The sequence below is a fragment of the Kutzneria sp. NPDC051319 genome (genome assembly GCF_040682195.1).
Taxonomy (GTDB): domain Bacteria; phylum Actinomycetota; class Actinomycetes; order Mycobacteriales; family Pseudonocardiaceae; genus Kutzneria.
In genome coordinates, this window is sequence record NZ_JBFBAM010000009.1 from 111,211 (window position 1) to 122,982 (window position 11,772).

The following is an 11,772-nucleotide window of genomic DNA, read 5'->3' on the forward strand; positions in this document are numbered from 1 at the left end:
GCCAATCGCGCAGCCGAGGTGGGCATCATGGGCTCTCACGCTGGTGACGAGGTCGTCGAACAGGTCGCGGCGATCGTGGAAAACGTCTTCGACCGGCTGAAGCCGGTGCTGGTGGCGGTGGAGTCGCTGCTGGTGGAGGTGGCGGAGCCCAGAGCCGAGGACTTGGAGCACATCAGGCCGCAGGTGGTGGACGCGCTGGGCGGTCTGGTGATCGGGGCGGGCTATGTGGCGGCGCCGCACGTGCTGACGGACCAGGAGTACGGGTTCGAGTGGTGGACGGCCACGAGCGCGGAGCCGGCGCAGCTGTTCATCAGCCTGGAGCCGGGCAGCGCGAACTTCCTGGACTACACAAGGCAATCCTGGTTCACGGCGTCAAGGGACACGGGCCGGCGGCACGTGAACGGGCCGTACGTGGACTACCTCTGCACGGACGAGTACACACTCACGTTCACGGTGCCGGCGCAGCGGAACGGCGCGTTCGCGGGAGTGGTGGGGGCGGACGTGTTCGTGCGGGAGTTCGAGCACGTGCTGCAGCCGAAGCTCAGGAGCCTGGGATCGCGAGCGGCCCTCGTGAACGCCCAGGGCCGGGTGATCGTCTCCAACAGCGCGAAATCGCCGACGGGATCGCTGATGCGGGACGCGGACGTGCCGGCGTGGTGGAACGCCGGCGCACAGGCGCGCGCCGGCGTTCGTCGCTGTGGAGACGCCCCGATAGTGCTGGTGATGCCTTAGAGACCCAGGGCCTCGATGACGGCGGCGGCGTTGGGCGGCACGGTGGCCTTGGGCCCAATGTGGTCGGCCACGGCGTCGAGGGTCTTGAGCCCGTCGCCGGTGATCAGCAGCACGGTGTCGGCGTCGGGGTCGAGCTGGCCGGTCTCGATGAGCTTCTTCGCGGTCGCGACGGTCACGCCGCCGGCGGTCTCGGCGAAGATGCCCTCGGTGCGGGCCAGCAGCCGGATGCCCTCGACGACCTCCTCGTCGGTGACGTCCTCGACGGCGCCGCCGGTGCGGCGCACGGTGTCCAGCACGTACGGGCCGTCGGCGGGGGCGCCGATGGCCAGCGACCGGGCGATGGTGTCGGGGCGGACCGGCGTCACGACGTCGGTGCCGGCCTTGTAGGCGGAGGCGACCGGCGAGCAGCCGGTGGCCTGGGCGCCGAACACGCGGTACGGGGTGGCGTCGACCAGCCCGAGCTCGCCCAGCTCGCGGAAACCCTTGTCCACCTTGGTCAACTGCGAGCCGGAGGCGACCGGCACCACGATCTGCCCGGGCAGCCGCCAGCCGAGCTGCTCGGCGACCTCGTAGGCCAGGGTCTTGGAGCCCTCGGCGTAGTACGGGCGGACGTTGACGTTCACGAACGCCCAGTCCTCGTGCTCGGCGGCGAGCTGGGTGGCCAGCCGGTTCACGTCGTCGTAGTTGCCGTCCACGGCGATCAGCGCGCCGTCGTAGACCGCGGTGGTGAGGATCTTGGCCTTCTCCAGCGAGGACGGGATGAGCACGACCGACTCCCAGCCGGCGCGGGCGGCCGCGGCGGCCACGGCGTTGGCCAGGTTGCCGGTGGAGGGGCAGGCCAGCACCTTGAAGCCGAGCTGGCGGGCGGCGGCCAGCGCCACGGCGACGACGCGGTCCTTGAACGAGTGCGTCGGGTTGCCGGTGTCGTCCTTGACCCACAGGTTGCGCACGCCCAGGGCGGCGCCGAGGCGGTCGGCCTTGACCAGGCGGGTGAGGCCGGGGTCGGTGTTGGGGTAGGCCTGCACGTCGGTGGGCACGGGCAGCAGGTTGCGGTAGCGCCAGATGGACTTGGGGCCGGCCTCGATGTCCTCGCGGCGCACCCGGCCGAAGTCGTAGGCCACTTCGAGGGGGCCGAAACACTCGCTACAGGCGAACTCGGCGGCCAGCGGGATCTGGTGGCCGCACTCGCGACAGCTCAGGGCACGCGCGGGGCCGAGGTTGAAGGCGGCGGCGGTGCGGGCGTCGACGGTCGAGGTCATGGGAGGTATCTCCTCATCTTTCCCACGTGTGGGTCGGAATTGGCACCGTGATCGACGCACCACAAAGCGTGCGTCGCCGGTTGCCGGGGCTTCAACGGGCCGTTCCCTCTGCCCCTCTGGATGAGCGGTATTCAGTTGTGACCTGCACGGTACGGCACCTCGACCTGGCATCGCCACTCAATCGCCCACCATGCGGGACGTGGAAGGATGGTCGGGTGAGTGCCGCCCCCGAACCGCTGCTGCTCGTGCTCGGCGACGAGGAACTGCTGGTCGAACGGGCCGTGCGGGCCGCGTTGGCGCAGGCCCGCGAGGTCGACCCGACCGCCGATCTGACCCGCCAGCGGGTGACTGACCTCACCCCTCCGGAGCTGGCCGAGCTGCTGAGCCCGTCGCTGTTCGCCGAGGGCCGCGTGGTGGTGCTGGAGGGCGCGCAGGAGGTGGGCAAGGAGATCGCCGACGCGGTCCTGTCCTACGCCAAGGCGCCGTCCGACGGCATCGTGCTGATCGTGCTGCACACCGGCGGCGGCCGGGCCAAGGTGGCCAAGGACCTGCCGGGCGCGCTGAAGAAGGCCGGCGCGGCGGTGGTGGAGTGCTCGAAGATCACCAAGCCGGCCGATCGGGACGCGTTCGTCAAGGACGAGGTGCGGCGGGCCGGCGGCAAGATCGATCCGGCCGGGCTGGCGGCGCTGGTCGAGACCGTCGGCAACGACCTGCGTGAGCTGGCCGCGGCCGCCTCGCAGCTGGTCACCGACAACGACGGCAAGGTCGACGAGGCGGCGGTGCGCCGCTACCACCAGGGCAAGGCCGAGGTGACCGGCTTCGCCGTGGCCGACCTGGCGGTCGTGGGGGATCGGGCCGGCGCGATGGAGGCGCTGCGCTGGGCCATGCTGCTCGGCGTGCCGCACGTGCTGGTGGCCGACGCGCTGGCCGAGGGCGTGCGGACGGTGGCCAAGGTGGCCTCGGCCGGTCGCGGCGACCCGTTCCGGATGGCCGGCGACCTGGGCATGCCGCCGTGGAAGGTGAAGCGGGCGCAGGGCCAGGCCCGCGGCTGGTCGCCGGCCGGGCTGGCGGCGGCGATGCAGGTCGTGGCCGCGCTCAACGCCGACGTGAAGGGTGTGGCGGCCGACGCGGACTACGCGTTGGAGCGGGCTGTGCTCAAGGTGGTCGCGGCGCACCAGATGGGCTGACCGGTCGGGCAGCGCCGACGCGCGAGCGGGCGGTGAGAGCCGAGTTCTGCTCGAATCGCTGCGCCGACGCGCAGCGATCTCCTACCGTGGCGGGGATGCTTCGACGACCCGTGGGATCCGACTGGGGGAAACCAGGGTCGCGACCACGGATAGAGGTCGGATGCGCAAGCTCTTACCATTGCTGTTGGCCGTGTTCACAGTGATCGCCCTGGGGCCGACGGCCCAGGCCCGAATCGCGGAGACCCCGAGCGCCGTGGGCTGGCGGGTGGTGGACGGCCAGGTTGTCTGGACGTCGCCGAAGCCGCTGACCGGCGACGCGCCGGTGGAGTTCTGGTCCGGCGGCAAGCTGCTGGGCCGGGCCAGCCCGAGCCGCGACAACCGTACGTTCTCCTTGCCCGGCAAGGCGATCGGCGATCCGAGCAAGATCGAGGTCCGGGCCGGCGGCCAGCGGCTGGACGCCCCGGACCCGAAGGCCAAGGCCGACTCCCGGGCGCCGGCCGCGCTGCCGCCGTTGCTGCCCAAGGGATCCGTGGACTCCGGCACTCCCGGCCGCTACCAGACGAGCACCGGCGAGTACACGCTCGACCCGGTGCCGCTGCCCGGGCTGAACGGGTCGACCGAGATGCAGGCCGTCGTCGTGGCCCCGAAGAACGCCCCGGGCAACCGCCCGCTGGTGCTGTTCCTGCACGGCCGGCACCAGGCCTGCTACAGCCCGACCGACCCCGAAGCCGATCCCGTGGGTTGGCCGTGCCCGGCCGGCTCCCTGCCGGTGCCGAGCTATCGCGGCTATCTCCAGACCCAGCAGTTGTTGGCATCGCAGGGATACGTGACGGTCTCCATCTCCGCGGACGCTATCAACGCCCTCGACTACCAGGTCGCCGACGGTGGCGCGCAGGCGCGCTCCTCACTGGTCCGGCTGCACCTGGAGCACTGGGCGGACTGGGCCGGCTCTGGTCGCGGCTCGGCGCCGCAGATCGTCAAGGACGCTCCCGTCGCGGACATGTCGAAGGTGTTGCTGGTCGGGCATTCCCGTGGGGGCGAAGGCGTCAACCAGGCGGCGCTGGACAGCCTGGCCCCGCCGCCGTTCGACTCGGGCTACTCGGGCCCGGTCCGCTGGACGATCCGTGGAAACGTGTTCATCGCGCCGACGATCTTCGGCCAGAACCCGACCCCGGACGTGCCGTCGGTGACCTTCCTGCCCGCCTGTGACGGCGACGTCTACAACCTCCAGGGGCAGCAGTACGTCGACTCGACCCGGGGTGTCAGCAAGGGCAAGGCGTTGCACAGTGCCCTGTACATCGCCGGCGCCAACCACAACTTCTTCAACTCCGAGTGGACGCCCGGTGTCTCCACCGCCCCGTCGGTCGACGACTACCACGCCGGCCCCACGCCGAATCCGCTGTGCGACCCCGGTCAGCCCGCCCGCCTGACCGCGCCGCAGCAACGGGCGGTCGGAGCGACCTACGTCGCCGCGGCCGCGCACCTGTTCCTCGACCACGACCTGCGTGTGCAGCCGCTGCTGGACGGGTCCGGGGTGCGGGCGCCGTCGGCCGACCCGGCTCACGTGCTGAGCGCGGCCCTCGGCGCGGAGCGCACACCGGTGGTGATCCCCGATGGGAACACCAAGATCTCCGGCAGCGGAAAGCTGTGCGACGAGATCAACACCGCCACCGCCTGCCTGACCGGGCGGGCCCAGTTCCAGTCGCCGCACACCGTGGCGCTCAACTCGTCCTCGACCGAGGCCGGTCGCGAGGCGATCGACGTGCGCTGGTCGTCGGCCGGCACGGTGGCGGTGATCGAGCCGCCGAAGCCGGTGCTGCTGGTCGGCAACCAGTCCCTGGCGCTGCGGATGATCGTGCCGCCCAACTCGGCCGGCACCTCGTTCGACGTCACGGCCGTGAACAGCAGCGGCGGGCGGACCGCGCTCGGCAAGATCACGCTCGACGGCCTGCCGGGCCAGGACCGCACCTTCTCGTACTGGGCCCAGGAAGTGCGGGTCCCGGTGCCGCCGGTGCTCCAGGTGGCCGAGCTCGAACTGGCGCCGACCACCGGCAGCGGCGAGGCCTGGCTGCTCGACGCCCACGGCTGGCGTCCCGGCCTGCCCGAACCGGCTCCGGCCAAGCTGACCCGAGTCGACCTCGGCACGCTCAAGGCCGCGGAGGGCGACTCGGGCTCGAAGACGTACCAGATTCCGGTGACGGTGACCGGCGAGGCCGGCGGCACGCTCAAGCTGTTCCGGGCCGACGCGAGCGGCCGGAACTACACCGAGCAGGCGCTGACGCTGGCGCCCGGGCAGCACACGGTGGACGTGCCCGCGATCGTGGTCGGGAACACCCGCTGGAGCGCGGACTACACCGTCGGCGCGCAGATCAAGGCGGCCAAGGGCACCGTCGTCGGCTCCTACCAGGGCGGCGTGACGGTGACCAACGACGACCCGGTGCCGACGGTGACCGTCGCGCCGACCGCGTCCACGGCCGCCGGCGGCGCCCTGAACTGGCACATCTCACTGTCCGCGCCGGCCGACTCGGACATCTACGTGATCGGCGACGCCCTGGTCCCGGCGACCGGGCCCGAGCTGTCGACCGCGGACGTGGACCCGGCCTGGCTGCGCTCGCTGGGCGTCGACCCGGCGCCGGCCCGGCCGCTGTCCCAGGTGACCGGGTTCTGGCTGGCCCCGCTGCTGCTCGCCGGGCAGGTCGCGGCCGACTTCACCATTCCGACCGTTGCCCACACCCCGGCCGGGCCGGACAAGCATGTGCGGCTGAAGGTCGAGGCCTACCCGCCGGAGATCAACCTGCACACCGAGATCACCGGCACGGTGACCGGCGGCTAGCACCAGCGAAACGCCCCGCCCACGAAGCGTGGGCGGGGCGTTTCGTGCGAAGCGGCGTGCTCAGCCGATCTTGTTCACGGCCGCGGCGAGCGCGGACTTCTTGTTGGCCGCCTGGTTGGCGTGGATGACGCCCTTGCTGGCGGCCTTGTCCAGGCTGCGGGAGGCGACCCGGACCAGCTCGAGGGCCTTGTCCTTGTCGCCGGCGGCGACAGCCTCGCGGACCTTGCGGACGGCGGTCTTCACACCGGACTTGACCGCCTTGTTGCGCAGGCGAGCGGCCTCGTTGGTCTTGATCCGCTTCTGCTGCGACTTGATGTTCGCCACGCGACTGCCTCTCAGTTCACTGCGTCTGGGTCGTGTCGCACTTCACACGGCACCCGGTCCGGGACAGCACCGGGTCTTCCTCCACGACGGAACGCCGCACGACACGAACAGCCAGTCTAACGCACCGTGAACGGCGCCTGCGCGGTGCCCACGACCACGGCATACGCGCCCTTCTCCACCTCGCGCCGGCCAGCGGCGTCCACGTCGCCCGGGGTGATCGCGAGCTGGCTGACGTTGAACTTGACCTGGACGGTCTTGGACTCGCCGGGCTTGAGGTCGACCCGGGCGTAGCCGACCAGCCGCTTGTCCGGCACGAGCACGGGGCTGACCGCCTGGTGCACGTACACAGGCACGACCGTGCTGCCGGCGACCGTGCCGCTGTTGGTCACCGTCACCGACACCGTCTCCTTGCCGTCGGTCCGCACGGTGGCGGCGCTCACGGTCGGCGTGGAGGTGGCGAAGGTCGTGTAGGACAGGCCGAAGCCGAACGGGAACAGCGGGTCGTAGCCGGAGCTGGCGCCGCTGTTGGTGCCGGGCAGCTGGTCGTAGGACATCGGCAGGTCGCCGACGGTCTTGGGCCACGAGATGGGCAGCTTGCCGCTGGGGTTGGCCTTGCCGAACAGGACGTCGGCCAGCGCGTGCCCGCCCTCGGAGCCGGGCAGCCAGGACTGCAGCAGGGTCGGCGCGGTGGCCACGGAGCCGAGCACCAGCGGCCGGCCGGTCATCAGCACCACGACCACCGGCTTGCCGGTCGCCTTGAGCGAGTCCACCAGGGACTGCTGGGCGGCGGTCAGCGTCGGGTTCTCCTTGTCGTTGGTGCCCTCGGCGCCGGCCTTCTCCCCCAGCACCACGACCACGGCGTCGGCGTCCGCCGCCTGTGCCACGGCGGTGTCGTCGGTCGCGCCGACGACGGTGGCGTTGGGCAGGGCCTCCTTGATGCCCTGCAACGGCGTGACCACCGGCGGCACCGGGCCCTTGGGGTCGACGCCCTGCCAGTTCACGGTCCAGCCGCCGAACTGCTGGGCCGGGTTGTCCGCGCTGTCGCCGGCGACGACGATCTTGTGCACGCCGGTGGACAGCGGCAGCGTCTTGTTGTCGTTGCGCAGCAACACGGTCGACTCGGTGGCGGCCTGCCGCGCGAGGTCGGCGCCGGCCCCGTTGACGATCCCGTCGGCCGCGTTCTCGTCGACGAACGGCTTGTCGAACAGGCCCAGCTCGAACTTGAGCTTGAGGATGCGGCCGACGGCCTCGTCGATGCGGTGCTGGCTGATCAGTCCGTTGTGGACGTCGTCGGTCAGCGCCTTGGTGTAGCCGGCGGCGTCGGAGGGCTCCATCGCCATGTCCACGCCCGCGTTCACGCTCATCGCGATGGCGGTCGGGTAGTCCGGCGCGGCGTGGTACTTGGTGACCAGGCTGGCCATGTCCGACCAGTCGCTGACGGTCACGCCGGTGAAGCCCATGCGCTGGCGCAGCTCGGTGGTGAGCATGAACTTCGACGCGTGCACGGGGATGCCGTTGACCGCGCCGGAGTTGGCCATCGCGGTCAGCACGCCGGCGTCGATCTGCGGCTGGAAGGCCGGCAGGAACACGTCCTGGAGCTCACGCACGGGGATCTGCGCCGGCACCCGGTCGTGGCCGTTCGCCGGGGCCGAGTAGCCGGCGAAGTGCTTGGCCGTGGCGGCCAGCTTGGCCGTGGCGCCCTTGCCGTCGTAGGCCTGCAGACCGGTGACCAGCGAGCCGGCCAGGGAGCCGGCCAGCAGCGGGTCCTCGCTCAGCGTCTCGTAGTAGCGGCCCCAGCGGGTGTCGCGGGAGATGTCGGAGACGGGCGCGAAGTCCCAGAACACGCCGGTCGCGCGCATCGTCGCCGAGGTGGACTCGCCCATCTTCTCGGCCAGCGCCGGGTCCCAGGTGGCGCCGACGCCGATCTGCTGCGGGAACATCGTGGCGGTCACGAGGTTGTTGTCGCCGTGCACGCCGTCGGCCCCGTACAGCACGGGGATCTTGAGGCGGTTGTTGTCCAGCGCGTAGTGCTGGATGCCGTTGGTGATCTGGGCCCAGCCCTTGGCGGTGTTGTCCACCGGGTAGTCGCCGCCGCCGGACAGGATCGAGCCGACGTGCGCGTCCACCAGCACCTGCTGTTCGCAGGAGGCCACCAGCGGGCCGTTGGCGTTGTTGCAGTCGCCGCGCAGCTTGCCCACCCTGATCTGCGCCATCTGGCCGACCTTCTCGGCCAGCGTCATCCGGCGCAGCAGGTCGTTCACGCGGTACTGGGCCGGCACCGCGGGGTTGAGGTAGATGGGTCTGCCGTGGTCGTCGGAGCCGGTCGGTCCGCTGGGCGACGCCTGGCCGCTGGACTGGGCCAGCGCCGTGGTCAGCGCGATGACGGCCGTCATCGCGAGGGCGGCGCGGATACCGGGGCGGATTCGGGCCACTGTGCCTCCTGTTCTGGCTGGTAACGCAGTTGTCACCTTTGTCCGAGAGGCCCCGTGACCAGTAGCGCCGATCGGGGGATTTGGAAGCGCTCCCATCCCGCGATCTGGGCACACACAGTGACGTGTTTCAGAGTTTTTACAGTGCTGCCAAGGACTTTCCTTGCGTCACGGTGGTTCGGACAACGCGGGTGATCGTCACACGGGTAGCCGTGAGCGGTGCCGGGAGGGGACGGATTTCCGCAGCTGAGCGCGCGATTGGACACGGTTCCTGAACGTCCCAGCATCTGGTCACGGATGTGAACGTGGCGCGGTTCGGGCATCCATGGTTGTGAACGATTACCGCCGTCCGGGGGGTCACGCGAACACTCGACCGGGCGCTAGCGTCCGGTGGTGCGCCGATATCTCACCGCTCTGCTAGTCGCCGTTGCCGCGTTGAGCGTGGTGACGGCCGCGCCCGCGAGCGCCGCCGATCGTGTCGTCACCGACTACCAGGATCCGCTGACCGCGCTGCCGCCGGTCAGCAGACCGCCGACCCCGCACTGCGCGGTCACCGCCATGCAGCACGTGTTCGCCAACTCCTACGGCCAGCCCTACGTCGGCACGCTGACGCCGCCGGCCGAGTGCGCCGGGCCGTGGACCAAGGTGGTGCTGAGCTGGACCGGCAAGAGCCAGGGCCGCCAGTACGACCGGCTCGCCGGCCTGTGGATCGGCGGGGCCGAGGTGCTGCGGACCTCGACGCCGGAGCCGGACCCGTCCGGCATCACCTGGAGCTTCGACCGCGACATCACCGAGTTCTCGCCGCTGCTGCACCAGCCGCAGCCGTTCGTGGTGGACCTGGGCAACGTCGTCAACGACACCTACACCGGGCCCTACGACATCACCGTCACGATCACCTACTACCAGGCCGACCGGGCCCATCCGGCGCCGAAGCAGGCCGACACCGTCGTGCCGCTGGCCGCCGACGCCTCGAAACCGGGCTGGCAGGACCTGGCGGCCGGCAAGAACTACACCGCGCAGGTGACCGTGCCGGCCAACACCGCGAAGCTGACCGCCGAGATCTACGCGCGGGGCGGCGGCTGCGAGGAGTTCTGGTGGTCGAACGTGCCGGATTCCCTGGTGCAGGCCAATCCCTCGGCCGGGCTGTGCGGCGGCGGGGCCTACCGTGAGGTCGAGGTGACCGTCGACGGCCGGCCCGCCGGGGTCGTGTCGCCGTACTCGGTGATCTACACCGGCGGTGTGGCGCCCATGCTGTGGCGGCCGATCACCGCGATCGACTCCATCGTCACGCTGCCGTACACGATCGACCTGAGCCCTTTCATCGGTCTGCTCACCGACGGCAAGCCGCACACCGTGCAGCTGATCCCGCCGAAGGGCATCGTCGACCTGTGGACGCTGGGCGGAAACCTGTTCGCCACCACCGATCCACACGTCAAGCGGGTCACCGGCACGCTGTTGCAGGACATCGTGCCGGACGCTGATGTGCGGACCACCACCAACGGCACCGGCCTCGACAACAAGGTCGTCACGCACGTCCAGCGGTCGTGGCGCACCACCGGCGTGCTGCACACCTCGGCCGGCTTCGTGCCGGTGAACTCGACCGGGCAGTGGACCTTCGACAACACCACGACCCTGGCCGACTCGGGGGCGAAGCAGACCACCGACCAGCGGGTGCTCGGCAACTACGGGACCAATGGCTTCGACTTCTCGCTGACTGCCGACGTCACCCAGCACATCGTGGACGACAACAACTACCGGATCGACGCGACCGTCCACCAGGGACGTCGCTTGTGGACGGTCGGCGGCGGGCCGGCCGCGCTGAGCGTGGACACCATCGACACCAGCGGCGGATTCGGCCGCACCAACGGTGTCCTCAGCTACGCCGACGGGCAGTCCAGCGAGCGGTGGAGCGGCCTGGCCGACACCGGTCGCTTCTACTCCCACGACATCGACACCGCCCACGGCTACGTCACCCGCGACGTCCACTTCGGCTGACGGTTGCACCACATGCGCTTCCCACGTGGCACCTGAGCGCAAGTGGGAAGCGCATGTGGCAAAACGGGGAGCTCAGTACAGGCTGCCGGCGTTGACCACGGGCTGGGTGGCGCGGTCGCCGCACAGCACCACCAGCAGGTTGCTGACCATGGCCGCCTTGCGCTCCTCGTCCAGCTCGACGACGTCCCGCTCGGCCAGCCGGGCCAGGGCCAGCTCGACCATGCCGACCGCGCCCTCGACGATGCGCTGGCGGGCCGCGACGACCGCGCCGGCCTGCTGCCGCTGGAGCATGGCGCCGGCGATCTCCGCCGCGTAGGCCAGGTGCGTGAGCCGGGACTCGATGACCTTCACGCCGGCCGACCGGACTCGCTCGGAGATCTCGGCCGACAGCTTGCCGGTGATCTCCTCGGCGTTCTCCCGCAGCGACAGCCGGTCGTCCTCGGTGTGGTTGTCGTACGGGTAGCTGGTGGCGATGTGCCGCACCGCGGTCTCGGTCTGGATGCCGACGAAGCGGACGAAGTCGTCGACCTCGAACGCGGCCCGGGCGGTGTCCTCGATCTGCCAGACGACCACCACGGCCATCTCGATCGGGTTGCCCTCGGCGTCGTTGACCTTTGCCACCGCGGTCTCGTGGTTGCGGATCCGGACCGAGAGCCGCTGCCGGTTGCTCAGCGGGTTCACGAAGTGCAGGCCGGGCGTGCGCACGGTGCCGGCGTAGCGGCCGAAGAACTGGATCACCGCGGCCACGCCCGGGGGCAGCACGAACAGCCCGCGGAACATGATCAGGCCGAGCACGGAGAGCACGATCCACCACAGCTGCTGGGTGGTCGCCGCCACCGCGATGCCCGCGGCCAGCAGCGCCAGCGCGAGCAGCAGGGCGAACCCGCCGGGCAGCCGGTTCGCCGGCCGTTCGGCGATCGTCGGATCCGGCGTCGGGATCTCGCTCATGGCCCCCTCCTTCAACTATCAATGTGATATCAGAACCGTACCACGGTGAAACGCCAGCGCGGCGA

Annotated in this window: 8 protein-coding genes and 1 riboswitch; of the genes, 4 read left to right on the forward strand and 4 right to left on the reverse strand. The window is 70.8% G+C overall.

Features of this window, described 5'->3' with window-relative positions:
* Window positions 1–27: 27 nt before the first annotated feature.
* Window positions 28–732 (forward strand): cache domain-containing protein, encoded by a 705-nt coding sequence (locus AB0M73_RS11575; RefSeq protein ID WP_363889986.1) that lies wholly within the window; start codon window positions 28–30, stop codon window positions 730–732.
* Here the strand turns inward: AB0M73_RS11575 and thrC are convergent.
* Window positions 729–1,991: a threonine synthase gene (gene thrC, locus AB0M73_RS11580; protein WP_043717956.1), complete on the reverse strand. Its 1,263-nt coding sequence runs from the start codon at window positions 1,989–1,991 to the stop codon at window positions 729–731. The genes AB0M73_RS11575 and thrC overlap by 4 nt on opposite strands.
* Before the next feature lie 10 nt (window positions 1,992–2,001).
* Window positions 2,002–2,118, reverse strand: a riboswitch (SAM riboswitch).
* Window positions 2,119–2,206: 88 nt separating this feature from the next.
* Between thrC and holA the strand changes: the two genes are divergently transcribed.
* Window positions 2,207–3,178, forward strand: coding sequence for a DNA polymerase III subunit delta (gene holA / locus AB0M73_RS11585; protein ID WP_043717953.1), 972 nt, complete (start codon window positions 2,207–2,209; stop codon window positions 3,176–3,178).
* Between the two features lie 160 nt (window positions 3,179–3,338).
* Window positions 3,339–6,011, forward strand: a complete 2,673-nt coding sequence (locus AB0M73_RS11590) for a hypothetical protein (RefSeq protein WP_363889987.1) — start codon at window positions 3,339–3,341, stop codon at window positions 6,009–6,011.
* Between the two features lie 60 nt (window positions 6,012–6,071).
* Here AB0M73_RS11590 and rpsT read toward each other — a convergent pair whose 3' ends face one another.
* Window positions 6,072–6,335, reverse strand: a complete 264-nt coding sequence (rpsT, locus tag AB0M73_RS11595) for a 30S ribosomal protein S20 (protein ID WP_043717948.1) — start codon at window positions 6,333–6,335, stop codon at window positions 6,072–6,074.
* Window positions 6,336–6,451: 116 nt separating this feature from the next.
* Window positions 6,452–8,767: a glycoside hydrolase family 3 N-terminal domain-containing protein gene (locus AB0M73_RS11600; protein WP_363889990.1), complete on the reverse strand. Its 2,316-nt coding sequence runs from the start codon at window positions 8,765–8,767 to the stop codon at window positions 6,452–6,454.
* Window positions 8,768–9,157: 390 nt separating this feature from the next.
* Here AB0M73_RS11600 and AB0M73_RS11605 point away from each other — a divergent pair, with 390 nt between their 5' ends.
* Complete coding sequence (locus AB0M73_RS11605) at window positions 9,158–10,759, forward strand: peptide-N4-asparagine amidase (RefSeq protein WP_363889993.1); 1,602 nt, start codon at window positions 9,158–9,160, stop codon at window positions 10,757–10,759.
* Window positions 10,760–10,831: 72 nt separating this feature from the next.
* Here the strand turns inward: AB0M73_RS11605 and AB0M73_RS11610 are convergent, their stop codons facing one another.
* Window positions 10,832–11,707, reverse strand: a complete 876-nt coding sequence (locus AB0M73_RS11610; protein ID WP_363889996.1) for an SPFH domain-containing protein — start codon at window positions 11,705–11,707, stop codon at window positions 10,832–10,834.
* Window positions 11,708–11,772 lie beyond the last annotated feature (65 nt).

Coding starts and splice junctions, on each gene's coding strand:
- AB0M73_RS11575 (WP_363889986.1), top strand. CDS start 28: ATGGGCTCTCACGCTGGTGACGAGGTCGTCGAACAGGTCGCGGCGATC.
- thrC (WP_043717956.1), bottom strand. CDS start 1,991: ATGACCTCGACCGTCGACGCCCGCACCGCCGCCGCCTTCAACCTCGGC.
- AB0M73_RS11590 (WP_363889987.1), top strand. CDS start 3,339: ATGCGCAAGCTCTTACCATTGCTGTTGGCCGTGTTCACAGTGATCGCC.
- AB0M73_RS11610 (WP_363889996.1), bottom strand. CDS start 11,707: ATGAGCGAGATCCCGACGCCGGATCCGACGATCGCCGAACGGCCGGCG.